The sequence below is a fragment of the Flavobacterium gelidilacus DSM 15343 genome (assembly GCF_000422685.1).
GTDB lineage: Bacteria > Bacteroidota > Bacteroidia > Flavobacteriales > Flavobacteriaceae > Flavobacterium > Flavobacterium gelidilacus.
Window position 1 is genome coordinate 268,209 of the sequence record NZ_AUGN01000004.1, and the last position, 25,935, is coordinate 294,143.

General features: G+C 29.8%; 27 protein-coding genes. 11 read left to right on the forward strand and 16 right to left on the reverse strand.

Translation table 11 applies throughout. The annotated features are described in order from the left end of the window. Nucleotides 1-5: 5 nt before the first annotated feature. Complete coding sequence (locus tag G507_RS0104075; protein ID WP_026716288.1) at nt 6-995, reverse strand: D-alanine--D-alanine ligase; 990 nt, start codon at nt 993-995, stop codon at nt 6-8. 172 nt (nt 996-1,167) lie between these two features. On the opposite strand from G507_RS0104075, the gene G507_RS0104080 reads away from it, so the two are divergent. Then, complete coding sequence (locus G507_RS0104080) at nt 1,168-1,815, forward strand: PASTA domain-containing protein (protein ID WP_026716289.1); 648 nt, start codon at nt 1,168-1,170, stop codon at nt 1,813-1,815. Continuing rightward, entirely contained in the window at nt 1,815-2,870 is a 1,056-nt protein-coding gene (locus G507_RS0104085; RefSeq protein WP_026716290.1) for an RluA family pseudouridine synthase, read from the forward strand. The genes G507_RS0104080 and G507_RS0104085 overlap by 1 nt, the downstream gene beginning before the upstream one ends. 12 nt (nt 2,871-2,882) lie before the next feature. Here G507_RS0104085 and G507_RS0104090 read toward each other — a convergent pair whose 3' ends face one another. From G507_RS0104090 to rsfS, 8 genes are all read right to left on the reverse strand, one after another. Continuing rightward, nucleotides 2,883-3,980 (reverse strand): RHS repeat domain-containing protein, encoded by a 1,098-nt coding sequence (locus G507_RS0104090; protein ID WP_026716291.1) that lies wholly within the window; start codon nt 3,978-3,980, stop codon nt 2,883-2,885. Between the two features lie 2 nt (nt 3,981-3,982). Then, nucleotides 3,983-4,753 carry a superoxide dismutase gene (locus G507_RS0104095; RefSeq protein WP_026716292.1) on the reverse strand — a complete coding sequence of 257 codons (771 nt, stop codon included), beginning with the start codon at nt 4,751-4,753 and terminating at the stop codon, nt 3,983-3,985. Between the two features lie 23 nt (nt 4,754-4,776). Then, nucleotides 4,777-5,064, reverse strand: coding sequence for an acyl-CoA-binding protein (locus G507_RS0104100; protein WP_026716293.1), 288 nt, complete (start codon nt 5,062-5,064; stop codon nt 4,777-4,779). 2 nt (nt 5,065-5,066) lie between these two features. Continuing rightward, entirely contained in the window at nt 5,067-5,717 is a 651-nt protein-coding gene (locus tag G507_RS0104105; RefSeq protein ID WP_026716294.1) for a phosphatidylserine decarboxylase family protein, read from the reverse strand. Continuing rightward, nucleotides 5,707-6,525: a phosphatidate cytidylyltransferase gene (locus tag G507_RS0104110; protein WP_026716295.1), complete on the reverse strand. Its 819-nt coding sequence runs from the start codon at nt 6,523-6,525 to the stop codon at nt 5,707-5,709. The genes G507_RS0104105 and G507_RS0104110 overlap by 11 nt, the downstream gene beginning before the upstream one ends. Further along, the gene (locus tag G507_RS0104115) at nt 6,526-7,119 is read right to left on the reverse strand and encodes a lactate utilization protein B/C (protein WP_026716296.1); all 594 of its coding nucleotides are present in this window, start codon (nt 7,117-7,119) and stop codon (nt 6,526-6,528) included. 97 nt (nt 7,120-7,216) lie between these two features. Then, nucleotides 7,217-9,166, reverse strand: coding sequence for an ATP-dependent zinc metalloprotease FtsH (gene ftsH / locus G507_RS0104120; RefSeq protein ID WP_026716297.1), 1,950 nt, complete (start codon nt 9,164-9,166; stop codon nt 7,217-7,219). Nucleotides 9,167-9,168: 2 nt separating this feature from the next. Next, complete coding sequence (gene rsfS, locus G507_RS0104125) at nt 9,169-9,540, reverse strand: ribosome silencing factor (RefSeq protein WP_026716298.1); 372 nt, start codon at nt 9,538-9,540, stop codon at nt 9,169-9,171. Between the two features lie 85 nt (nt 9,541-9,625). Between rsfS and G507_RS0104130 the strand changes: the two genes are divergently transcribed. Then, nucleotides 9,626-10,354: a biotin--[acetyl-CoA-carboxylase] ligase gene (locus tag G507_RS0104130; RefSeq protein WP_026716299.1), complete on the forward strand. Its 729-nt coding sequence runs from the start codon at nt 9,626-9,628 to the stop codon at nt 10,352-10,354. Here the strand turns inward: G507_RS0104130 and G507_RS0104135 are convergent. The 3 genes from G507_RS0104135 to G507_RS0104145 all read right to left on the reverse strand — a co-directional run bounded on the left by G507_RS0104135 (nt 10,351) and on the right by G507_RS0104145 (nt 14,114). After that, nucleotides 10,351-11,472, reverse strand: a complete 1,122-nt coding sequence (locus G507_RS0104135; RefSeq protein WP_026716300.1) for an endonuclease — start codon at nt 11,470-11,472, stop codon at nt 10,351-10,353. The two genes, G507_RS0104130 and G507_RS0104135, sit on opposite strands and share 4 nt — an antisense overlap. 10 nt (nt 11,473-11,482) lie before the next feature. Next, the gene (locus G507_RS0104140; RefSeq protein WP_026716301.1) at nt 11,483-12,697 is read right to left on the reverse strand and encodes an RsmB/NOP family class I SAM-dependent RNA methyltransferase; all 1,215 of its coding nucleotides are present in this window, start codon (nt 12,695-12,697) and stop codon (nt 11,483-11,485) included. Nucleotides 12,698-12,812: 115 nt separating this feature from the next. Further along, nucleotides 12,813-14,114 carry a hypothetical protein gene (locus G507_RS0104145; protein WP_026716302.1) on the reverse strand — a complete coding sequence of 434 codons (1,302 nt, stop codon included), beginning with the start codon at nt 14,112-14,114 and terminating at the stop codon, nt 12,813-12,815. Nucleotides 14,115-14,289: 175 nt separating this feature from the next. On the opposite strand from G507_RS0104145, the gene G507_RS0104150 reads away from it, so the two are divergent. Beyond that, on the forward strand, nt 14,290-15,339 hold the full coding sequence (locus G507_RS0104150) for a sialidase family protein (RefSeq protein ID WP_245575593.1): 1,050 nt from the start codon (nt 14,290-14,292) through the stop codon (nt 15,337-15,339). A 72-nt stretch (nt 15,340-15,411) separates the two neighbouring features. On the opposite strand, the gene G507_RS0104155 is transcribed toward G507_RS0104150, so the two are convergent. Genes G507_RS0104155 through G507_RS0104165 form a run of 3 tightly spaced genes read right to left on the reverse strand, consistent with a single transcriptional unit; the run spans nt 15,412 to nt 17,119 of the window. Beyond that, nucleotides 15,412-15,978: a YceI family protein gene (locus tag G507_RS0104155; RefSeq protein ID WP_026716304.1), complete on the reverse strand. Its 567-nt coding sequence runs from the start codon at nt 15,976-15,978 to the stop codon at nt 15,412-15,414. Nucleotides 15,979-16,007: 29 nt separating this feature from the next. After that, a complete protein-coding gene (locus G507_RS0104160; RefSeq protein ID WP_026716305.1) occupies nt 16,008-16,640 on the reverse strand; it encodes an NAD(P)H-dependent oxidoreductase in 633 nt (210 codons plus the stop codon). 23 nt (nt 16,641-16,663) lie between these two features. After that, nucleotides 16,664-17,119 carry a MarR family winged helix-turn-helix transcriptional regulator gene (locus G507_RS0104165; RefSeq protein WP_026716306.1) on the reverse strand — a complete coding sequence of 152 codons (456 nt, stop codon included), beginning with the start codon at nt 17,117-17,119 and terminating at the stop codon, nt 16,664-16,666. A gap of 133 nt (nt 17,120-17,252) precedes the next feature. Between G507_RS0104165 and G507_RS0104170 the strand changes: the two genes are divergently transcribed. Beyond that, nucleotides 17,253-17,558, forward strand: a complete 306-nt coding sequence (locus G507_RS0104170) for a rhodanese-like domain-containing protein (RefSeq protein ID WP_026716307.1) — start codon at nt 17,253-17,255, stop codon at nt 17,556-17,558. Between the two features lie 26 nt (nt 17,559-17,584). Here the strand turns inward: G507_RS0104170 and G507_RS0104175 are convergent, their stop codons facing one another. After that, nucleotides 17,585-18,262, reverse strand: a complete 678-nt coding sequence (locus G507_RS0104175; RefSeq protein WP_026716308.1) for a Crp/Fnr family transcriptional regulator — start codon at nt 18,260-18,262, stop codon at nt 17,585-17,587. Nucleotides 18,263-18,367: 105 nt separating this feature from the next. Here G507_RS0104175 and G507_RS0104180 point away from each other — a divergent pair, with 105 nt between their 5' ends. The 6 genes from G507_RS0104180 (at nt 18,368) to ccoG (ending at nt 25,928) form a co-directional block, all read left to right on the forward strand. After that, entirely contained in the window at nt 18,368-20,746 is a 2,379-nt protein-coding gene (locus G507_RS0104180) for a heavy metal translocating P-type ATPase (RefSeq protein WP_026716309.1), read from the forward strand. Between the two features lie 89 nt (nt 20,747-20,835). Further along, nucleotides 20,836-21,027 (forward strand): cbb3-type cytochrome oxidase assembly protein CcoS, encoded by a 192-nt coding sequence (ccoS, locus tag G507_RS0104185; protein ID WP_026716310.1) that lies wholly within the window; start codon nt 20,836-20,838, stop codon nt 21,025-21,027. A gap of 2 nt (nt 21,028-21,029) precedes the next feature. Next, nucleotides 21,030-23,216 carry a cytochrome-c oxidase, cbb3-type subunit I gene (ccoN, locus tag G507_RS0104190; RefSeq protein WP_026716311.1) on the forward strand — a complete coding sequence of 729 codons (2,187 nt, stop codon included), beginning with the start codon at nt 21,030-21,032 and terminating at the stop codon, nt 23,214-23,216. 12 nt (nt 23,217-23,228) lie between these two features. Next, nucleotides 23,229-23,402: a cytochrome C oxidase subunit IV gene (locus tag G507_RS17510; RefSeq protein ID WP_084518927.1), complete on the forward strand. Its 174-nt coding sequence runs from the start codon at nt 23,229-23,231 to the stop codon at nt 23,400-23,402. Nucleotides 23,403-23,485: 83 nt separating this feature from the next. Beyond that, nucleotides 23,486-24,430 (forward strand): cbb3-type cytochrome c oxidase N-terminal domain-containing protein, encoded by a 945-nt coding sequence (locus G507_RS16390; RefSeq protein WP_035665602.1) that lies wholly within the window; start codon nt 23,486-23,488, stop codon nt 24,428-24,430. 79 nt (nt 24,431-24,509) lie between these two features. Further along, nucleotides 24,510-25,928, forward strand: coding sequence for a cytochrome c oxidase accessory protein CcoG (gene ccoG, locus G507_RS0104200; RefSeq protein WP_026716312.1), 1,419 nt, complete (start codon nt 24,510-24,512; stop codon nt 25,926-25,928). Nucleotides 25,929-25,935: the final 7 nt, after the last annotated feature.

A 25,935-nucleotide genomic window follows, 5' to 3' on the forward strand; every position in this document is an offset into this window, starting at 1 on the left:
TTATTTTATTTCTTCCAAATAGGTTTGTTCTGTAAAGCTAATTCAATTTCGCTATCTAGCAAATCACTCATTGGAATATTTGCATAAGTAGCTTGTTGTGGAAATATACTTTGTGGGCTTAATCCAGGATTCGTGTTGATTTCTATAAAATGAGGTTCGTTATTCATAATAATGTATTCTGCTCTTGAAAAACCTTTCATTCTTAATGATTCGTAGACTTTAATTGCTGTTGTAGTGACTTTTTCGGTCATTTCTGGACTAATTCTAGCTGGAGTTATTTCTTCGGATTTACCCAAATATTTGGCTTCATAATCAAAAAAGTCATTGTGAGAAACGATTTCTGTCAAACCTAAAACCGTAGTTTTTCCTTTGTAATTTAAAACGCCAACAGAAATTTCCGTTCCATCTAAGAAGCTTTCAATTAAAATATCTTTATCTTCTGCAAAAGCAAAAATCAAGGCTTTTTCATATTCTTCTTTCGAATTTACTTTTGAAATTCCTAAACTACTTCCAGATTGATTCGGTTTTACGAAAAAAGGTAAGCCTAAATCGACAACAACATCTTCATAAGTAAAATCAATATTTCCTTCTGAAACATAAATAGATTTTGCTCTAGGAATATTAAATTTTGATAGCACTGAAAGCGTATCACGTTTATTAAAAGTTAAACTAGATTGATAATAATTACAACCAGCATACGGAATTTCTAATAGTTCCCAATAAGCTTGTAAATGCCCGTCTTCGCCAGGAGTTCCGTGTACGGTATTTAAAATCACATCAAAGTGAGTAGTAGAAAAACCATCAGAAAAGGAGAAATCGGCTTTGTTAATGGAAAGTTTTTCTCCATCAACAATAGCAAACCAACCTTCTAACAAGATATGAATTTCATAAATGTTATATTTGTCTTGATCTAAATTGTTTAAAATTAATTGTCCGCTTCGAAGTGAAATTACTGATTCGTCAGAATATCCACCCATTACTACTGCTATGTTCATATTAAATTGAATATATACTTCCTTACAAAAATATCATATTTTATTTATCTGAGGGTTAGTATTTGCTGTTTTATTAAAAATAAATGAATAAATAATAAAATGCTACTTTTATGGTTATTATTAGATAGGTAAATCAAACTATAAATTTATATCTTTGCTAAAATTAAAATTTATGAGAATTTTTGAATTTTTAAAGAGCTGGACTTTTGTTAAACAGATAGTAATCGCAATTATAATTGTAGGTGTATTTGGCTTTTTATTGGTGAATTTTTTAGATTTTAGAACCAGACATGGTGAAGAAATCGATGTGCCAGACTTAAAGAAAATGAAAATTGAAATCGCTGAAGAAAAATTAGCTGACCTTGGTGTTGAAGCGGTAGTTCTTGATACAGTTGATTATAACAAGGATTTTCCACCTTATTCTATTGTGGAACAAGATCCTGAAGCAGGTGAAAAAGTAAAAGATGGACGAAAAATATATGTCAAAATTAATTCTGGTGGTTATGCAATGATCACTTTACCAGATTTAGAAGAAAAAACATACAGACAAATACAAGCTACATTCAGAGCATTAGGTTTGCAAGAAGGTGATATTACCTATAAGCCAAATTTAGCAAAAGACTTAGTTTTAGTAGCAAGACATAACGGAAAAGTATTAAAAAAAGGGGATAAGGTTCTTAAAAATTCTAGAATTGATCTAGATTTAGGTGATGGGAAAAGAACTTTTGAAGAATCTGATTTAGATGGAATGATTGATTCATTGCAAATAAACAAACCTGAAATTGATGCTGATGTTCCAAAAACAGAAGGAGAATACTAATGATTGAAGAAGGAAAAAATATAGAAGCTGAATTAGAAGACGAAAATTTATTTGAACATTTTAGATTTGAAGCGACTAAAGGTCAAGCACCATTAAGAGTTGATAAATTTTTAATGAACTTAGTTGAAAATGCCACCAGGAATAAAATTCAACAAGCTGCCACGAACGGAAATATCTTTGTAAATGATGTTCCAGTAAAATCGAATTATAAAGTCAAAGCTTTTGATGTTGTTCGTATTTTATTAGAATATCCACCATTTGAGAATTTGATTATTCCCGAAAATATCCCTTTAGATATTGTTTATGAGGATGATCAATTGTTGGTTGTAAATAAGCCTGCTGGTTTAGTGGTGCATCCTGGTTATGGAAACTATACTGGAACGCTTGTAAATGCTTTGGCTTATCATTTTGACAACTTGCCAATGAATAGCTCTGAACGTCCTGGTTTGGTGCATAGAATTGATAAAGACACTTCTGGTTTGTTGGTAGTAGCAAAAACTGAATTTGCTATGACTTATTTAGCGAAGCAATTTGCTGATAAAACGTCTGAAAGAGAATATATTGGAATCGTTTGGGGAAATGTAGAAGAAGATGAAGGTACAATTGAAGGTAATATTGATAGACACGTTACTAATAGAATGCAAATGTCTGTTTACGATGTGGATGGAGATAAAGGAAAACCTGCTGTAACGCATTACAAAGTTTTAGAACGTTTGGGTTATGTAACTTTGGTTGCTTGTAAGCTAGAAACAGGAAGAACTCACCAAATTAGAGTTCATATGAAGCATATAGGTCACACTTTGTTTAATGATGAACGCTACGGTGGAAATTTAATCCTAAAAGGAACTACTTTCACTAAATACAAGCAATTTGTAGATAATTGTTTTAAAGTGTTACCAAGACAAGCGCTTCATGCTAAAACATTAGGTTTTGAACATCCAATTACAAAACAATTTATGCGTTTTGATTCAGAAATTCCTCAAGATATACAAGTTTGTATTGAAAAATGGAGAACGTATTCTACAGCTAAAAATTACGATGATTTAGAAGACTAATTGTTTTGAAAATTATTTATAATATTCAATTTTTCTAGAAGTATATAAAACTAAATTATCAATTGTTGACTTTCTTGTGATCCAATTTCCATTTTTGTCATAAGTATATTCAACAATTTTTTTGTGTGTTATTTTTCCATCTGGTGAATAAACAATTTCAGAAGTTAGATTGTTTTTTACATCGAACGTATACGTTGTTTTAGAAAGTAATTTTTTGTTTTTATAAATTTTCCATGAAGTTGTATTGTCTTTTTCATCATATTCAAAATCTTCTTTGTTGTTTGAATTATCAAAAACTTCAAAGCTTCCTTTAGAAATTAAACGGTTTTTGTCATCATAAGTTCTGAATAATTCAGCATCTAAACTTCCTTTATCAGTATAAGTTTTTGTGCTTAATAACTGATTAGAACCATCATATTCATAAGTTGTTTTGGTAATGACTTTAAAGTCTTTATTGTATATTATTTCTATTGATTTATTACCATTATTGTCATATTCAATAGAAAGTCTAGATTGCATTATAGGTTTGCCTTGAAAATAAATTTCTTCTGTAACTCTATTGTCATTGTCATAAGAATAACTTGTTCTATCTGCTTGATTTTCATGGCTATCATATTTGTATTTTTCAATTTTCTTACCATTTTCAAATAAAAAAACTTCTTTATCTAACATTTGTAAACCATTGAAACGTCGTGTAATAATAGTGTTTTTAGTATTATCCCAAGTGTATTTTGTTTCTATATATTCATTTGGATTAGTAAAGTTTTTAATGGAAATTATCTTGTTTTTTCCTTCATAGATAATATCTTCAGAAATAGTACCGTCTTCGCTATAAGTAATTTTATTTATTAATTTTCCATTTTCATCAAACGTTAATGCAATATCAGGATTAAATTGATTTTCAAATTTACGCACTGAATTAATATTTGTTTCATCTCTTTTTTCTGCTGTAGTGTATTCTAAAGTAGATTTTACATTTCCATTTAAATCAAAATCACTCCATTGTGAGTTTATATTTTCTGACTCAACTTCTTCGCTAACTATTTTTTCGTCTTCTTTACAAGAAATAAATAAAGTAGTAAAGCAAAGTAAAAAGATAATATTCTTCATAATTATAGTTTAAGAGCTATAGAATTGTCGTATTTTTTTGAAACAATATCCCAGTTTATAATGTTAAAAAGGCCTTCAATATATTCTGTTCTGTTGTTTTGGTATTTTAAATAATAAGCATGTTCCCAAACATCAATAGCTAAAATTGGAGTTCCTTTTTCAATAGCGTTTGACATAAGTGGATTATCTTGATTGATTGTTTGAGAAATTTTTAATTTACCTTCTTTATCCACAAGTAACCAAACCCAACCAGAACCAAAAAGACTTGTTGATGTTTCAGTGATTTTATCATTCATACTACTAAATGAACCAAAATCTCTAATTATTGCTTCGCCAAAAGTACTGCTAGGTTTAGTTCCTTTTTTTGGACTTAAAATTTCAAAGAATAAATTATGATTGTAGTATCCACCAGCATTATTGCGAAGAAATGAATTGTTTAAGTCTAGTTTATTTAGAATTTCTTCAATTGTACTTGTTTTAAATTCAGTGTCCTTTATGGCTGTATTTAATTTATTGGCATAACCTAAATGATGTTTTGAATAGTGAATTTCCATAGTTTTAGCATCAATATAAGGTTCTAAATCATTATACTGATAAGCTAATCCATTCATAGAAAATGGTTTGTCATTTGTTTTTACTTCTGCAGGATTTGCATAAATAATTTCTTCAACGGCATTTGGATCTGGTAATTGAACTTCTTGAAGTACTTTTTCTCTTTTACAAGAAAATAATAATGAAATAAAAAACAGACTAAATAGTACTAATTTTTTCATTTTGATATAATATGTTTTGAAAATTAAAGTTTTCTTTCCTTTAAAAGAGAGTTTATTAAAGTAATATATTGTTCTTTAGCATCATCAATTGATAAATGATTTACTTGCATCCAAGCATTCATTTTAAAGGCATTTTTTAAGTCATTTGCGTCTTGTGAGGCTTCAATGTTTAATGAAGGTCGAGTAGAAGTGGCATGTTTGTATAAACCATATAGAACTAGTTGCATATTTGGTGGAACCGACTCTTTTTCGATTTTATTAGCATTTTCAAATGCTTCATCAAATAATATATTTAGTTCTTCGCTGTTCAATTTTATTGTTTTTTTGTTAATACAGTAACTCCACCAATTGCTTTCTGTCCTAATTTCACATCAATAGGAGTTCCAATTGGAAAATATAAATCTACTCTTGAACCAAACTTGATAAAACCAGCGTCTTTTCCTTGAACAACTCGCATTCCAACTTCAGCATAGTTTACAATTCTACGAGCTAATGCACCAGCAATTTGTCTGTACATTACTTCGCCATAAACACGATTTTCTACAACTACAGTTGTTCTTTCGTTTTCTTCACTTGCTTTTGGATGCCAAGCTACTAGGTATTTTCCTGGATGATATTTGCTGTATTTTACAATTCCGTTTAAAGCATAACGAGTCACGTGCACATTAATAGGTGACATGAAAATAGAAACCATTACTCTTTTATCTTTAAAATATTCTGGTTCAAAAACTTCTTCAATAACTACAACTTTGCCATCTACTGGAGCAATTATATGATTGTCGCTATTATCGACATCTCTTTTAGGGTTTCTAAAAAACTGTAATACTAAAATTAATATTACTACTGCTAAAACTTGAATAAGCTTACTTATCCAAAAATTGTCAAACACATCAGAAACTAATAACAACGCTACAGATATAATAACTGTAATTAAAATAATTTTTCTTCCTTCTTTATGAAACATAATATAAAATTTGATAAAATAAATAAACAAATGGTGCAACAAATATAATACTATCTAGCCTGTCTAACACACCTCCATGACCAGGCATAATATTTCCGCTATCTTTAACTTGAGCAATTCTTTTAAATTTCGATTCAACTAAATCTCCAATAGTGCCGAAAATGCTAGCGATGAAGGCAATTCCAATCCAAATATACATAGTACTATTGCTAGAAGAACCTATGAAGTATTTTGCTATTAAAATGCTTGCTAAGATACTAAATACTAGTCCACCGATAAACCCTTCTATTGTTTTTTTTGGCGAAATTCGTTCAAAGAGTTTGTTCTTACCTATTGATTTACCTACAATATAAGCAAAAGTATCATTTGTCCAAATTAGAATAAAAATTCCGATTATTATTTTTGAATTGTAGCCATTTATTCCGAAAGGAATTTTTGTAATAAAAAGAAATGATAAAATAATGTAGCCTAATGTATAAAGATACTTGTCAATGGTTGAACAAGGTAGTCCTTCTTTAGAAAAGAGAAATGCCATAGCTTTTATGGAAACTACCAAAGTAACGGCTAATAGAGAATTTACAATACTGACATCAGTAATGTTTCCAAACGTAAAAAAATAGTAAATGATAACACCAATAAGAAGCGGTAAAATCTTTGGAATTTTAACAAGATTGCAGAATTCGTTTATAGCAATTATCATAAACACCCCAAATAGTATAAAAAAACTAGTGGTTGAATAGGAAATAGCAGACAGTAACAAAACTATATAAACTATACCTGATAATAATCTGGTTAAAGTTTCATTCATTTATAGATCTTCTAATAGCAATAAGTATAAGTTTTTGTGACTGCTTCCGTAATGAAGAAAGTCCTCTTCTTTTGCTTTTTCAAAATATTTTATGGTTGTTATGTTAGATGGATAATCTTTGTCATATCTCTTTTTGATATTTCTTAATCCATCACTTTTATTACCAACGATTTGACTTGTGGTAGCAAAAACTATCATATCACATGGCAATTCGTTCGCTTTATATTGTTTAAATTGTTTTGAAGAAAACAAGATAGAGCCATCATCCGATATTAAATCTTCACAAATTGTAAAAAAGAATTTAGGTGTTCCGATGTCTTTGTATGCTAGCTTATTCTCGTCTAAAAGGGAAAATAATTTTTCATCATGACATAAAACTTGACTTTCGAACCAATCGTTTTCTTCTAATATGTTTTCAAACTGTTCTCTTAATTCATTAAGGTTTTCGCAGTATAAAAACTTGCCACCGTTATTTTTAAAATTAAAAGTAAACTTTTCGTCTATTGGAGTATCTATTTCTGGTTCATAAGGACTTCCTTGTGAATCTTTATCGTCTTCTGAAGTGTTGCCAAATATTTTTTTGAAAATGTTCATGTATGGCTGGATTTTTGAATTTAATCAAAGATAAAAATTCTTAACTCATATTAAATATGAATTAAGAATTTTTATTAATAAACAATTGTTAATAACCTTAGGCTATATCTTCGATTGTTGGACTTATAATTTCCTCTGCAGAATTATATTTTCTTTTACCAAAAATAGTTTCTAAATCATCTTTAAAAATTACTTCTTTTTCAATTAAAATATCTGCTAATTGATTTAATTTGTCTTTGTTATCTTCAAGCAACTTGATCGCTCTTTGATATTGACCTTCAATTAAAATAGAAATTTCATCATCAATAATTCTAGCTGTTTCTTCAGAATAGGGTTTAGAAAAATTATATTCATTTTGACCAGAAGAGTCATAATATGTGATATTTCCTAATTTTTCATTTAGTCCATAGATAGTAACCATTGCTTTGGCTTGTTTAGTTACTTTCTCTAAATCACTTAATGCTCCTGTAGAAATTTTATTAAAAATAACTTTTTCTGCAGCACGACCACCCATAGTAGCACACATTTCATCTAACATTTGTTCTGTTCGAACAATTTGTCTTTCTTCTGGTAAGTACCAAGCAGCTCCAAGACTTTGCCCACGAGGAACAATTGTTACTTTGATTAATGGTGCAGCATGTTCTAACATCCAACTTACTGTTGCGTGACCAGCTTCGTGAACTGCAATAGCTCTTTTCTCTTCTTTAGTGATGATTTTATTTTTCTTCTCTAAACCACCAATAATTCTATCTACAGCATCTAAGAAATCTTGCTTATCAACTGCTTTTTTGTCGTTTCTGGCTGCAATTAAAGCAGCTTCATTACAAACATTAGCAATATCAGCTCCAGAGAAACCTGGTGTTTGTTTTGCTAAAAATTCTGTATCTAACCCTTCAACTTTTTTTAGTGGCTTTAAGTGTACTTCAAAAATTTCTCTACGTTCTCTAATATCTGGTAAATCAACATATATTTGTCTGTCAAAACGTCCAGCTCTTAATAAAGCCTTATCTAATACGTCGGCTCTATTTGTTGCGGCAATAACTATTACATTAGAATTTGAACCAAAGCCATCCATTTCAGTCAAAAGTTGATTTAAAGTATTTTCTCTTTCATCATTTCCACCTGACATGTTACTTTTTCCTCTAGCTCTACCAACAGCATCAATTTCATCAATAAATATAATTGAAGGAGCTTTTTCTTTAGCTTGTTTGAATAAATCACGAACACGTGAAGCACCAACACCTACAAACATTTCCACAAAATCAGATCCTGATAAAGAAAAGAAAGGAACTTTAGCTTCACCAGCAACGGCTTTAGCTAATAATGTTTTTCCCGTTCCAGGAGGACCAACTAATAAGGCACCTTTTGGGATTTTTCCACCTAGTGCAGTATATTTTTCTGGAGTTTTTAAGAATTCAACAATTTCTTGTACTTCTTCTTTTGCTCCTTCTAAGCCAGCTACATTTGCAAATGTTGTTTTAACATCTGTTTTTTCATCAAATAATTTAGCTTTAGATTTTCCAATACTAAAAATTTGACTTCCACCGCCACCACCTGCGCCACCAGACATTCTTCTCATCATATAAATCCAAACACCTACTAAAATAAGTATTGGTAAAAATGAAAAGAAAATTTCAGTCCAATCGCCAGTTGATTTAAAATCATAATTAGTTATTAAACCTTTGTCGGAAGCTTCTACAAGTTTCTTTTGAAAAAGTTCTTCGTTACCAATATTTTCTAATAAATAATGAGGTCCTTTTTCATTAACTTTGCCTAGTACATCTTTGCTAACCGCATCGTATTTTTTATCTTTTAATACTTCTTTTTTTAAGAAAATCTCAGCAGTTTTTCCATTAAATACAACAACTTTTTCTAATTGAGAGGAATCTAAAAGTTCATTAAATTTTGAAATTGTAGTTGGTTTAGGATTGCTTAAATCAACTCCAGAAGATGCCAATTGAATAATGAAAAATAAGGCAAGTACTGAAAGGAATATATACCAAGGACTAAATTTAAAGTTTGGTTTTTTATTATTATCTTTTGACATATTTAATTTTTGTTTTCTAATGAAATGATTTTGGCATCGCCCCACAAACCTTCAATGTTATAATACTCTCTAATGTGCTTTTGGAAGACATGAACTACTACATTAACATAATCCATAAGAACCCATTCTGCATTATCAGAACCTTCAACATGCCAAGGCTTGTCTTTTAATTCTTTTGAAACTACTTTTTGGATGGAGTTAACAATAGCGTTAACTTGGGTGTTAGAATTTCCGTTGCAGATAATATAATAATCGCTCACGGTGTTGTCAATTTCTCTTAAATCAAGAATATTAATATCGTTTCCTTTTACATCTTCTATACCTTTAATGATATTTGCTATCAAATCATCATTATTCACTTTCTTTTTAGTCATCTAATTTTTTTACTTTATGCAAATTTAACAAAATTTGTCTTTACATTTGAACGTTAACAAAAGTTTACAAAAATTATTTTTGCATATGAATATCATCAAACTAGATGCCACAAACTCAACTAATGACTATTTAAAGCATTTAATGCGAAAACAGTTTGTCGATAACTTTACAATTGTAGTAACAAACAACCAAGAAAAGGGTAGAGGGCAACGTGATGCTGAATGGCATAGTCAAGCAGGTAAAAACTTAACGTTTAGTGTTTTAGTCAGGGATTTAATAATGAGTCCGACTGAGTTGTTTGCATTAAATATTGCTGTAGCTTTAAGTGTTTTAGAAACCTTAAATCAACTGACAAGTAAAAAATGTGCTGTTAAATGGCCAAACGACATTATGGCAGATAATAAGAAAATTGCTGGTATTTTGATCGAAAACGCTATTCAACAAAATGGAGAAATTTATTCTGTAATCGGAATTGGCTTGAATGTTAATCAAATTTATTTTAACACTGTTAATAATGTTACATCTTTAAAACTTTTAGAAAGTTTAGATTATAACCTAGATAATGTTCTAAATAATGTATTAGAAAACTTGAAACAAAACATTTCTTTAGTGCGAATTAAAAGTGATTTGTTGTGGAAAAAATATTTAGATAACTTATTTAAAAAAGAAATTCCCACAACTTTTGAAGATAAAAATCAACAAAAATTTATGGGAATTATTAAAGGTGTTTCTTCTGTTGGTCAACTTCAAGTTTTACTAGAAGATGATTCCATAAAAAATTATGGAGTAAAAGAAATCAAAATGTTGTATTAGTTAACGATAATCTTTTTCGTTACCGATTGATTTTCTGAACTTAATCTTAATAAATAAAATCCTTGAGGTAAATTATCTAAACTATAAGTATTGTTGTTAAATACTGGTTTTTTAATTACTTGAATTAACTGTCCGTTAAGATTTATTAACTGAATTTCGTCTAAAGCTACTTCAGATTGAATATTAATGGTATGATTATTTGATGGATTTGGATAAACGGAAATACCGTCTAAACTAACAAAATCCTGCGTTGAAAGTGTTGCGCATTGTGTTGGCCAAATTTGACATACATATTCTGGATGATCAATAAATGGATTTCTATTTGCTTGATGTTGAAAAACTCTGTTATTAATAGCTATTTCTTTAGCAGAAACAGGGTCGTTTGTATGCCAAGTGATTAAGATGTTTAAAAAAGTATCAGAGAATGCTTTATTATTTGAACCATCAAACATAACTTTTGCATCAGTAGATGCACCTGTAGTCGTGTAAAAGTTAGACATTATATTTTCATACCTTGTTGCAAAATAAAAAATGCTTCTTGCAATATCCCCTTTAAATTCATCTATAGGTTCAAAGACTGTATTGCTGTATCCAGCTGAATAACCTGAATTTAAATTGTTTCCTTTTTTAGAACCATTTGTAGAAGTCCATGAAGCTGAACCAACTTTTCCGAAAGGAAAGTTATTTCTCTGCCCATTTACGTATCCATCACTAGGCACAACAAAATGGCCATCATTTTTCATTGGGTCAACAGCATAGTTGTCAAAATAAGATTGTGGTACTAAGTGTTCTCTATTGTAACAAGAACCTTCACCAGAATAATTTCCACATTGTTGTGATGTTGAAGTATATTCATAACTATCACTTCCGGTTGGATTTTCGGAATACATATCCAAAAGAGAACCATTGTTTTCATAGTAGTTATCTCTAAAAGCAGTACTACTATATAAAGTCCATAAGGCACCATAACCTTGATCATTGTGGTTTTTTATTATGTTATATAATTGAGTTTTCAAGGTATAGCCAGTACCAGTTGCAGAACTATAATATCCTGTAGGAATTTGTGCAAAACCGATTGACACACTCAATAAAAATATTAAAATGTAATTCTTTTTCATAGCAATTTAATTATGATTTTTTTTCCATTAATGCCATATAAAACCCATCAAAACCTGATTGATGTGCTAATATGCTTTGATCTTTTACTAATTTAAATTTTTGTCCTTCTTCTGTTTTTAAGAATTTTTGAACTTGTTCTTGATTTTCAGAAGGTAAAATAGAACAAGTAGCGTATACCATTTTTCCACCTGGTTTTACAATTTTCGAATAATTATGCAAAACTTCTTCTTGAACTTTTTTGATGTTATCAATAAATTCTGGTTGCAATTTCCACTTGCTATCTGGATTTCTTTTTAGAACTCCCAAACCACTGCATGGAGCATCAATTAAAACTCTGTCTGCTTTTTCGTGTAAACGTTTGATAACTTTTGTTGTATCAATTACTCTAAATTCAGCATTAAATACTCCATTTCTTTTGGCACGAATTTTTAATTGTTTCAATTTACTTTCATAAATATCCATGGCAATTAATTGCCCTTTGTTTTCCATTAAGGAAGCTAAGTGTAATGTTTTTCCACCAGCACCAGCACAAGTATCAACTACTCTCATTCCAGGTTTTACATCTAAAAAGTAAGCTACTAGTTGTGATGAAGCGTCTTGTACTTCGTAAAAACCTTCTTTAAAAGCAGGAATCATAAACACATTTGCTCTTTCTTTTAATACAAGCGCATCTGGTTGGTCATTAATTAATTCTGTTTCAATATTGTTGTCCATTAAAATAGAACGCACTTTTTCTTTCGTAGTTTTTAAAGTATTAACTCTTAAAATTACTTTTGCTTGTTCGTTTTGAGCTGTTAACTCTTTTTCCCAAACTTCTTTTCCTAATTCTTTTAAACCTAATTCATCAATCCAATCTGGAATAGCTTCTTTGAATTTTCTAATTTTAGTTAATTCGTCAAAACGTCCTTTGATTTTTCGGGTTGGAGTAGCTTCAAAATATTTCCAATCGGGTAATTTAATTCCTCTTAAAACAGCCCAAACTGCAAAAATTCTCCAAATATCATCTCTTGTGAAAGGATCTTTTACTTCGGCAATTTCGGTGTATAATCTTTTCCATCGAACTATTTCGTAGATAGTTTCGGCAACAAATTTTCGGTCATGACTTCCCCAACGTTTATCTTTTTTTAAGGCTTGTGCTACCATTTTATCGGCATAAGCACCTTCATTAAAGATGGCCATTAGTGAATCAATAACTGTAAATACTAAATTTCTATGTAATCTCATTTCTTTTTTAATCAGCTTGCAAAGATAGTATTAATAATGTGTTTATGGAATTTTTTAATCATAAAAAAAGACCACAATTAATGCGGTCTTTTCTTTTTGGAACTTGATGATTATTTTACTCTCTTCCACCTCTTGATGAGCCACCTCTTGATGAACTTCTCTTTGAAGAAGAACCTCTTGAGCTTCCCGCTGATGGAGATGAACTTCTTGACGGTGAACTAACTCGTGGACTTGAACCAGAATTTGAACGAGAAGAAGTATTTACTCTAGGAGATGATTTAGTTCTTGATGAACTAGTTGCTCTCGGAGAAGAAGAAGTGTTTCTTGGACTCTCATTTCTTGTAGAAGTGTTACTTCTTGGAGAAGAAGTTGTCGTTCTTGGATTTTCATTTCTTGTAGAACTATTTGCTCTTGGAGAAGAAGAGGTGTTTCTTGGACTTTCATCTCTTGTAGAAGTATTAGTTCTTGGATTTTCATTTTTTGTAGAACTATTTACTCTTGGAGAAGATGAAGCATTTCTAGGATTTTCATCTCTTGTTGAAGTTGTTGCTCTTGTTGAATTTGTACTTCTAGGACTTTCATCTCTTGTTGAAGCATTATTTCTACTGCCTCTTGGAGAAGATTCAATTCTAGGTTGCGTATTTCCTCTTTCTCTTGTATTTACAGTTCTTACATCTCTAGTTCTGTCTAATTCATGTCTGTTAGAAACACTTGCGTTTCTATGAGAAAATGAACGATTTGGATATCTTGTTTCATAACCATGTGCTCTTCTTCCGTAATAAGCATTATATGAAACTCTACAGTTTCTATAGTTTACATAGTTGTAAGAGTGACCATATCCTCCAATGTATATATTTATATGATTTCTATATCTGAATATTGGGAAAGGATTCCAATATGAGTAATATGAAGGATAATAATTCCAATACCAACTAGAATAATATGGACGGTAATTGTTTACCCAAAATGTTGTGTAAATTACAGGTGTATGAACATATACAGGTTCGTAAATGTAATTATCACCATACATATATACATCTCCAACAACTTGTACTTGTACTTTATTGTTTTTATCTCTTTGCACTTCAATTGAAGCTACATCTTGATATAAGTCTTTGTCAATTACAGATTGAATTACAATAATGTGATCGTTTCCTTCAATAGATTCAATTACACGTAAATAATCAACATAATTATCATCGTTTAAGTCTAGATTACTAATTTGAGCTTTTGGATCGTTTATTCTTTTTTCAAAATCTTCTAAGTCAGAAGATTCTCCAAATATTGTAGCAATAGCTCTTAAATCTAAATTATCACTAATTTCAGATGAATTTGCTGTAACGGTCGTTTTATCTTGAGCATTAACAAACATTGTTGTTAAACTAAATAAAAGGGCAAGGGTAAATAATTTTTTCATGATATATAGTATTAAGTTACTAAACTTTTTTGAATTTTTACATTCGATTAAGAATATTCAATATTCGTGCCAAAGTTTAATTTAAACACTTAATACATTATTAATCAATAAGTTGTAAAATTGTAGTTTTATAGTTTGAATTTAGAATTGTTTCCTAACTTTACAAAAACAAATTATGATGAAATATTTTCAATACATTTTTATTTTGCTAATAATAAGTGCTTGTAGTTCTCAAAAAGAAATAAACACTTACTATTCTAAAGTTGAAATAGAATCAATTTTAGATGAGAAAATAAGTATTAGAGCTATTTTAACGGATGAAAATTATCTTTGGTATGCAGGAAATGATGGTAATTATGGAAAAGTAAATCTAACTACTAATGAAGTTTCAAAATTCAAGATTCAATCGGATACAATTGTAAATGAAATACGAAGTATAGCTCAAACCAAATACTTTTTATTTTTGTTGCCCGTTGGAAATCCGGCTAATGTTTATAGAATTTCCAAGAAAGATAATTCGCAACAAATTGTTTATACTGAATTAAATGAAAAGGTTTTTTATGATTCAATGCAATTTAAAGATGATTTAAATGGAATGGCAATGGGTGATCCAACAGATGATTGTTTATCCGTAATTATTACTACTGATGGAGGAAATTCTTGGAGAAAAGTCAGCTGTGATGATTTACCGAAAGTTGAAGAAGGAGAAGCTGCTTTTGCGGCAAGTAATTCTAATTTAATAATAACTAATTCTAAAGTGTTTTTAGTTTCAGGTGGAAAGAAATCAAGAGTTTTTGTAAGTGATAATTTTGGAAAGAATTGGCAAGTTTATGCAACACCAATAGTTCAAGGTGAAGTAATGACCGGAATTTTTTCAGCCGATTTTTATAACGATAAAATTGGTTTTATAACTGGTGGAAATTATGAAAAACCAAATGATAACTCAAATAATAAAGCGATGACTTTTGATGGTGGAAAAACTTGGAAATTAGTGGCAAATGGAGCAGGTTTTGGTTACGGTTCTTGTGTACAGTTTGTTCCAGATAGTAAAGGAAAGTCATTGGTTTCTGTTGGTGCAAACGGAATTCAATACTCAAATGAATACGGGAATTCTTGGAAACAATTAAATGTAGATAAAGAATTATATACCATTCGTTTTTTAAATAATAAAACGGCTTTTGCAGCTGGAAAAAATAAAATCATCAAACTTAATTTTACCGAATAAAAAAAGGGAAAGGCTATTCACATAACATGAATAGCCCTTTTTCATAGCATTTCTTCCCAATTTATTTTTTTATTAGAATACTAAAACTACATTTAAAGTAAAGTCATCACTAATAGCTTTGTCTCCTAAGCCATCAAAAATACTTCCTGAATTATATTCTATTCCGTATTTAGTTCTGTCAATTACTACTTCAGCAGTTGCAGTATTGTCTTTTACTATTATGTCAAAAACAACTTCATTTGTTTTGTCTTTGATAGTTAAGTCAGCATAAATAGTGTAAGTGTTATTTTCCTTAGCAGCGAATTTCTTGAAAACTAATTTTGAAGTTTCATATTTATCAGTTCCAAAAAAGTCATCAGCTTTTAAATGTCCTTCTAATTTTGCTTTTGATCCACCTTGTAAATCAGTAACTGCGATACTTGTCATATCTACAGTGAAATTTCCACCAACTAATTTCTTTCCGTCAAAAATTAAAGCACCTTCTTTTAAGTTTACAGTACCTTCATGTTTTCCAGTAACTTTTTTTCCAACCCAGTTAATTTTACTTTTTGAAGCATCAACTTTTACTGTTTTTTGAGCTGTTGCAGAAATTGTTACTAATGTTACTAATGCTAATGCAATTGATTTTAAATTTTTCATTTTATTTTAATTTTTAGTTTTTATTTTAATTATATTGTTATAAATAATTCGTTAATTGGTTTTCTTACTTTTGGAAAATGTTGTGTAGCATCTTCTTCATGGCGATATCCAATAGTTGCTACTAATGAAGCATTAAGACCTAACTTATCTAATCCTAAAATTTCATTGTATTTTTCTGGTTCAAAACCTTCAATTGGAGTTACATCAATTTTTAATTCAGCAGCAGCATTTAATAAATTACCCATCGCTAAGTAAGTTTGTTTTGATGTCCAAGTAGATTTTGCTTCTGAAGATAATGGCACAAGTTTCGATTTCATAAAATCACTATATCCTTTTAAATCTTCTGCTTTTAACCCTCTAGTTGTAGCCAAATTTGTCACGTAGTCATCTATATGATTGTCTTGTACATCAACTAAATTTACAAATACAAATAAGTGAGAAGCTTCCACAATTTGCGATTGCCCCCAAGAAACAGGTTGTAACTTTGCTCTTACTTCAGTATTTTCAACAATTAAAACTTTATAAGGTTGTAAGCCATAAGATGAAGCACTTAATTGAATTGCTTCTTTTAAAGTTTCTAAATCTTGATTTGATATTTTTTTGGTAGCATCAAATTTCTTTGTTGCATAGCGCCAATTTTGATTTTCTAAAAATGTATTCATATTATATTAATTGTTTTTGTAAATTATAACTTTCTAAATTTTTCTAATAATTCGTTTAATATTATTAATTCTGAATCGCTCAAGTTTTTGGCAAAAAATTGTTCATGCTCAATAATTAAAGGATCTAAGGTCACTAATAAATCTAATCCTTTTTGAGTTATTGCAACTTCCATCTTTCTTCTGTTTTCAGGACAAATTTCTCGAGTAACTAATTGTTTTAATAAAAGTTTATCAACTAATCGAGTTGTGTTACTTGTTTTAGCAATCATTCGTTCTTGTATAGTGAACATATTCGTTGGTTTTCCATTTTGTCCTCTTAAAATTCGTAAAACATTAAATTGCTCAGCAGATACATCAAATGGTTTTAAGATTTCATTAAATTTTTCAGCAATAACTATTTGAGAATACAAAACATTAAGTAGTGTTTTCTTTTCAATTGCAACTGGATTTTTACTTCTAATTATATCTTCAATTTTCATAATTGTATATACAAATATTAACGGTACAAATGTAACATATTTTTTAATTGTATATACAAGTGTTAATTAATTTTTTGTTAAAATTTTTTAATTATATTTTTGAGTGTAACTTTGCTGTAAAATTAATAAGAATATGAATTTAGATAAAAAAGAGTGGTGGAGTAACTTTTTAGCAGATGAAAATGCTGTTATTCTTGATGTTAGAACCGATGATGAATTTAACAATGGGAAAATACCAGGAGCATTAAATATTGATATATATAAAGGTCAAGGCTTTATCTATATGTTAGATGAATTAGATAAAAATAAAAATTACTATGTTTATTGTGCAGCTGGCGGAAGAAGTGCTCAAGCTTGTGCTATAATGAATCAACTAGGTTTTGAAAAAGCTTACAATTTATTAGGAGGAATGTCCGAATGGGATGGACCTGTTGAATAAAAAAAAAGAGCCAATTGGCTCTTTTTTTATGCTATTTTTTTTAAAGCTATCTTATCTAGTAAAGTAATTTTTTTTCCAGTAAGTTCTATTAATTTTAGTTTTTTAAATTCAGATAGCAATCTAATGCAACTTTCTGTGGCTGTTCCAATAATTCCAGCTAATTCTTCTCTAGACAATTGAAGTCTTAAAGTATTGTCTTCATTTATGCCAAAATTTTCTTCTAAATATAATAAGGTTTCAGCCAAACGTTGTTTTACATTTTTTTGTGCCATATTTACCATATGGTCATCTGCTATTTTTAAATCATCACAAATGTTTTTCATCACATTCATTGAGAATTGATTGTTTTCATTAAAGAAACCCATGATTTCAGATTTAGGAATAAAACAAACTTCCATATCTTCTAAAGCAATTGCGCTTAAGTTTACAGCTTCTTCACTAATTAAAGACCTTTGACCAAGAAGTTCACCTGGTTTGGCTAGTTTTACTATTTGATCTTTTCCATTATCAGATAGTTTTGTCATTTTACAAACACCTTCTTTTACACAATAAACTCCATTAACGGTATCTCCTTCTTCAAAAATAGGGTCCCCTTTTTTAATGGTGTAAGAAGTTTTGCAATTAGCCATCTTAATTAATTCCTCTTTTCTAAGAGCTTTTAAAGAGCTAAACTGTCTAACTATGCATTGGTCGCAATTACTCATTGATTATTTATTTAACCTTTTACAAATATACTTAAAGTATGACAAATATCATATTTTATTTTATCAACAATTGCAACCTTTGTTACAGGTAAAAAGAGCAAATTTATGGATACAAATAACTGTTTCCATTGTGGTAATGAAATTATAAAAAAAGACGAAGTTGTTTTTGACGAAAAAAGTTTTTGTTGTAATGGTTGCAAGACTGTTTATGAAATTTTTAGTCAGAATGATTTATCTTGTTATTATGATTTTGAAAATGCACCAGGTGCAACACCACAAGAGATTAAAGGAAAATACGATTTTTTAGACGATGAAAAAATTATTACAAAACTGCTGGAATTTCAAGAAGATACAACTTCTATTGTTTCACTTTATATTCCTCACATACACTGTAGCTCGTGTATTTGGATTTTGGAAAATTTACAAAAACTGCAGAGTGGAATAAGTTCTTCTCAAGTTAATTTTCCTGAAAAGAAAGTCCGAATTACATTTAATTCAACAGACACTTCACTTAAAGATATTGTTTATTTATTGAGTTCAATTGGATATGAACCATACATAAGTCTAGATAATTACGAAACAGGTAAAAAAGAAGTAGACCGAAGTTTAATTTACAAAGCTGGAGTTGCTTTTTTCTGTTTTGGAAATATTATGTTATTATCTTTTCCAGAATATTTTGAAGTTGATGAATTTTGGATCAATCAATACAGAGGATTTTTTAGATGGTTGATTTTTGCATTGGCTTTGCCATCATTTTTATATTCAGCTTCAGATTATTATGTTTCAGCTTATAAAAGCATCAAATCTAAAATGTTAAACATTGATATTCCTATTGCTTTAGGAATTCTAGTTATGTTTGTTAGAAGTACAGTTGATATTGTTTTTGATTACGGACAAGGATTTTTCGATAGTCTTACCGGATTGATTTTCTTTATGTTATTAGGGAAATTGTTTCAGCAAAAAACATATAGTTTTCTTTCTTTTGAACGGGATTATAAGTCTTATTTTCCAATTGCAATTACCAAATTAAATTCAGACGGAACTGAAATTCCGGTTCAAGTTTATGATATTGAAAAAGGAGATCGATTGTTAATTAGAAATCAAGAATTAATTCCAGTTGACGGGATTTTGATTGCTGAAAAAGCTTCAATTGATTACAGTTTTGTTACTGGTGAAGCTATTCCAATAGAAAAAAAATCAGGAGATAAATTATATGCTGGTGGAAGAATGATAGGAAGTGTAATTGAAATGGAAGTTTTATTTTCTGTTTCACAAAGTTACTTAACCCAATTATGGAGTAATGATATTTTTCAAAAGAAAATAGATCAAAAACATAAAACGATAACGGATAAAGTAAGTCAATATTTCACACCTATTTTATTATTATTAGCTTTAGTTGTTTTTATTTTTTGGTTGTTTATTGATGTTTCAACAGCTTTTAATGTGCTGACAGCAGTTTTAATTGTGGCTTGTCCTTGTGCTTTAGCATTAACAGCTCCTTTTACATTAGGAAACGTATTACGAATTATGGGAAAACAAAAATTATATCTCAAAAATGCAACAGTAATTGAACAATTGGCCAAAGTAGATACTATAGTTTTTGATAAAACTGGAACCATTACTTCCAATAAAAAATCAAATATTGAATTTGAAGGAAATGATTTAACAAGTGAAGAATTATCCCTATTAAAAAGTGTTATTCGAGGTTCAAATCATCCATTAAGTAGAAAGATTTATGAATTTTTGCCGAATTCACCTAAACTGGAAATACAAGAATTTGAAGAAATAACCGGAAAAGGAATTGTTGCTAAAGCCAATAATTTGATTGTATTAATAGGTTCTGCTTCATTAATTGGAATTACGGATGAAAGCGATACCAAACAAACAAAAGTTCATATAAAAATAAATAATGAATATAAAGGATATTTTGTCTTCGATAATCAATACAGAAAAGGAGTAGAGGAATTGTTTAAAAAATTAAGTAACAAGTATGAATTAAAAATTCTTTCAGGTGATAATGAAGGAGAAATGGAAAACCTTCAATCTTTATTACCAAAAGACACTGAGTTAATTTTCAATCAAAAGCCAGAACAAAAGCTAGAATATATTGAAAGTCTTCAAAAACAAGGCAAAAATGTAATGATGATTGGTGATGGTTTAAATGACGCTGGAGCATTAGCTCAAAGTAACGTTGGAATTTCTATCTCAGAAAATGTAAATGTATTTTCACCTGCTTGTGATGGAATTATTGATGCAACTCAATTTTCGAAAATTGGTTATTTCTTGAAGTATTCTAAAAATGCTATGCTAACAATATACATGAGTTTTGGCTTGTCATTATTGTACAATATTGTTGGTTTATCATTTGCTATTACGGGTAATCTGTCACCATTAGTTGCTGCTATTATAATGCCATTAAGTTCGATTACAGTGGTTAGTTTTGTAACTATAATGAGTAACTTTTACGCTAAGAAAATGCAATAAAAAATAATTTTAACAAAATTTTAAAGTATGACATTTGTCATATTTTATGATTCTAATCGGTAGTACATTTGCTAAGTAAACTTAAAGGTATGAGTGTTATTTATATTTTAATCACAGTAAGTATATTCGTTGCGGTTGTCTTCTTGTTTGCTTTTATAAAAGCAGTTAAGAGTGGACAATATGATGATGATTATACGCCATCAGTCAGAATGCTATTCGATGATGAATTAGTAAAGAGTACAAACAAATTGACAAAAACAGATAAACAAAAAATGAATTAATTATGGAGAAAGAACAATTTTATTACGACAACAAAATTGTGAGAAACTTCCTTTATGCTTCAATTGCTTTTGGAGTTATAGGAATGTTGGTAGGTCTTTTAGTAGCCTTCATGTATTTATTTCCAAATATGACCGATGGAATTCCATGGTTAAGTTACGGAAGATTAAGACCATTACATACTAATGCAGTTATTTTTGCCTTTGTAGGTAATTCTGTTTTTGGAGGAGTTTATTATTCTTTACAAAGACTTTTAAAAACTAGAATGTATAGCAATTTCTTAAGTCAATTAAACTTTTGGGGTTGGCAAGTAATAATTCTTGGAGCAGCAATTACTTTGCCTTTAGGTTATACTTCTTCTAAAGAATATGCCGAATTAGAATGGCCATTTGATATTGCAATTGCACTTATTTGGGTTGCTTTTGGGGTAAATATGATAGGTACAATTATAAAAAGAAGAGAAAGACATATATATGTGGCTATTTGGTTCTATTTAGCTACGTTTATTGCAGTTGCTTTGCTTCATATATTCAACAGTATCGAAATTCCAGTTTCTGCATTTAAATCTTATTCAGCTTATGCTGGAGTTCAAGATGCTTTAGTGCAATGGTGGTACGGACATAATGCAGTAGCGTTTTTCCTTACAACACCAATTCTTGGATTGATGTATTATTATGTGCCAAAAGCCGCAAATCGTCCTGTTTATTCTTATAGATTATCAATCATTCACTTTTGGTCTTTAATCTTCATTTATATTTGGGCTGGACCTCACCATTTATTATATTCAGCACTACCAGATTGGGCTCAAAATTTAGGAGTTGTATTTTCAATTATGTTGATTGCTCCATCTTGGGGTGGTATGATTAATGGATTATTAACTTTAAGAGGTGCTTGGGATAAAGTTAGAACTGATCCTGTTTTAAAATTCTACGTAGTTGCAATTACAGGTTATGGTATGGCAACTTTTGAAGGCCCAATGTTATCTCTTAAAAACGTAAATGCAATTGCTCACTATACAGATTGGATTGTAGCACACGTTCATGTTGGTACATTGGCATGGAATGGATTTATGGCTTTTGGTATGATTTATTGGTTAATACCAAGAATGACAAAAACAAAATTATTCTCTACAGGATTAGCAAATTTCCACTTCTGGATTGGGACTTTAGGTATTATTTTATACACTTTACCAATGTACGTTGCAGGATTTACACAAGCTTCAATGTGGAAACAATTTAATCCTGACGGTTCATTAGTTTATGGAAATTTCCTTGAAACAGTAACTGAAATTATGCCAATGTATGCTATGAGAGCTGTTGGTGGGACATTATATTTTATTGGTATTCTTGTGTTAGTTTACAATATAGTTAGAACGGTTATGGCAGGTTCACCTGTGGAAGATGAATTAGCAGAAGCACCAGCTTTAGTAAAAATTTCTAACAAACAATTAAAAGGTGAAGCTTGGCATTCTTGGTTGGAAAGAAGACCAATTCAGTTTACAATATTAACTACAGTTGCAGTTGCTATTGGTGGAATTGTTCAAATAGTTCCAATGTTGGTTGTAAAATCTAACATTCCAACTATTTCAAGTGTTAAACCTTATACACCTTTAGAATTAGAAGGTAGAGATTTATATATCCGTGAAGGTTGTAATAACTGTCACTCGCAAATGATTCGTCCATTCCGTTCTGAAGTAAAACGTTATGGTGAATATTCTAAATCAGGAGAATATGTTTATGATCACCCATTCTTATGGGGTTCTAAAAGAACTGGTCCAGATTTACACAGAGTTGGACAAAAGTATAATGATAATTGGCACTTTAATCACATGTGGGATCCACAAAGTACATCATCTGGTTCTATTATGCCAGGTTACAAATGGATGTATGCTAACGAACCAATGGATCATGAGTATATTGAGAAGAAAATGGAAGTAATGGTAACTTTAGGAGTTCCATATACTAAAGAAGATATTGCAAATGCTAGAAAAAATATGGATATACAATCGGCTCAAATTGAGAAAAACTTGAGTAATGATCCAGATTTTGTTAAATCTTACGAGGCAAGTAAAAAAGCTGCAGCTGCCAGAGGAGAAGAATTTGTTCCAATGAAAGATAGAGAAATTGTTGCACTTATTTCATATTTGCAACGATTAGGTACAGATATTAAAGTAAAAAAACAGAATAATTAAAAATCCAGAGTTATGTTAAAATTTATAAAACACAATCTTGAAACTATCAATGGAGTAGATATTTATCCTATAATATCGTTGGTTATTTTCTTTATAGTTTTTGTATCTTTCTTTGTTTGGGCAATGACTTACAGCAAAGATAAGATTAAAGAATTGAGTGAATTACCATTTAAAGACGAACAATAATTAAAGTTTCCTCTTGCTTTTTGAAAAGGAAAGAGGAACTTTATTCAAACTAAAAGCTAAGCTAAAATTAAAACAAGTTAAAGATGAAAAAATTAATTCCAGCATATGTAAGAGTTCCTGTTCTTTTTGCAATTGTTTTTGCAGCAATGGAATACTTTATAGATTCAGGAGCTAAACCTGCCTTTATAGAATTTCCAATGGTATCCTTATTTTTAGGAGTATTTCTGTTTTTATTAATCGCAATAGAAATAGTTGTAAGTGCAGTTGATAATGTAACATATCATTTATTATCTGCAGAACAAAAACAACAATTAAAAGAAGCACAAGCATTACCTTTTACAGAAAGTAAATTCTATCAAGGAATTGTTGCAAAAATGACACGTTCTAAGTCAATTGAGCAAGAAGAAGATGTAATGTTAGAACATGATTATGATGGCATAAAAGAGCTAGATAATGTATTGCCACCTTGGTGGGTATATTTGTTTTATGGTTGCGTAATCTTTGCTGTTGTTTACTTTATTCGTTTTCAAATATATGGAGATTATACTCAAGCAGAAGAGTTTGAAGCAGAAATGGCTCAAGCTGATATAGATATTAAAGAATATTTAAAAACAGCTCCAGACTTAATGGATAAAGAAAGTGTTACATTATTAACTGATGCAACATCATTAGCAGAAGGAAAAGCTATATTTACAACAAACTGTGTAGCTTGTCACAGAGCTGATGCTGGTGGAGCAATTGGTCCAAACTTAACAGATGAATATTGGATTTTAGGGGGTGGAATTAAAAATGTATTTAATACACTTGTAGAAGGAGGTAGATCTGGAAAAGGAATGATTTCTTGGAAAGATCAATTAAAACCAACCGAAATGCAAAAAGTAGCAAGTTATGTACTTTCATTACAAGGCTCTAATCCAAAAGAACCAAAACCAACAGAACCAGAAGCTGTTCTATACAAAGCAGAAGGTGCAGTAGCAAGTGACACTGCAAAAGTTGAAACAGTTGTAGATTCTACAGCAACAAAATAAAAAAATAAAAAGGTTTTAAGTTGTTGCTTAAAACCTTTTTTAATTCGTTTTAGAACAAAGTATTTAAAACACAGAAGTTATGTCAAAATTACCAGACGAAAGTTTTAGAGATTCCATAGGAACAATTACTACTGAAGGGAAAAGAAATTTTATATTTCCCAAAAAACCTTCAGGAAAATTTTATGATAAAAGAAAGATATTAAGTTACATCTTATTAGCTTTTTTATTGTCAGCACCATTTATTAAAATTAATGGCAACCAGTTTTTACTTTTTAATGTATTGGAGCGAAAGTTCTCCATTTTTGGGTTTCCTTTTTGGCCACAAGATTTTCATTTATTTGTAATGGCAATGATTGTGGGTGTTGTAGGGTTAACACTTTTTACAGTAGCTTTTGGTAGAATATTTTGTGGATGGTTTTGTCCGCAAACTATTTTTCTAGAAATGGTTTTTAGAAGAATAGAATATTGGATTGATGGTGATAGAGGTTCTCAAATGCGTTTGGATAAACAAAAATGGGACGCTGATAAAATTAAAAAACGAGTAACCAAATGGGTTATCTTCTTTATAATTTCATTTATAATTGCGAATGTATTTTTAGCTTACTTAATTGGAAGTGATAAATTAATTCAATACATAACAGAAGGACCAGCTAAAAACATAAGCACATTAGTTGCCTTACTGATTTTTACAAGTATTTTCTATTTTGTATTTGCTTGGTTTAGAGAACAAGTATGTATTATTGCTTGTCCTTATGGAAGAATGCAAGGTGTTCTTTTAGATAATCAATCTATTAATGTTACCTATGACCATGTAAGAGGAGAAGGAGAAACAGGTAGAGCAAAATGGGATAAAAGAGAAAATAGAGCAGAAACTGGTAAAGGAGATTGTATCGATTGTAATCAATGCGTAGTCGTTTGTCCTACTGGAATTGATATTCGTAACGGAACTCAACTAGAATGTGTAAACTGTACCGCTTGCATTGATGAATGTGATACCATTATGGAAAAAGTGGGATTACCGAAAGGATTAATTCGTTACGCAAGTGAAGACGAAATCGTTACAAAAGAGAAGTTTAGAATAACGACTCGTATGAAAGGTTATATTGCTGTTTTAACTATATTGATTGGAGTTTTGATTAGTTTGTTATTCATGAGAAATGATGTTGAAGCTACAGTTTTAAGATTACCAGGACAATTATTTGAACACAAAGGAGAAAACATCAGTAATATTTTTACTTATAAAATCGTAAATAAGACGGTTAAAGATTTTGATAGTGTTTATTTTAAATTGGTTAGTCCAAAAGGAACTATTAAATTGGTCGGAAATCCTTACGTAAAAATAGATAAAGAAGGTTTAGCTCAAGGAACATTGTTTATTGAAATAAATCCAGCTTTCTTAGAAGGAGATAAAACCAGAGTTAAAATAGAAATATACAACAAAGACGAACTTATTGAAACTACAAAAACTAACTTTTTAGGACCAAGAAGTTTTAATTAAGATTTTC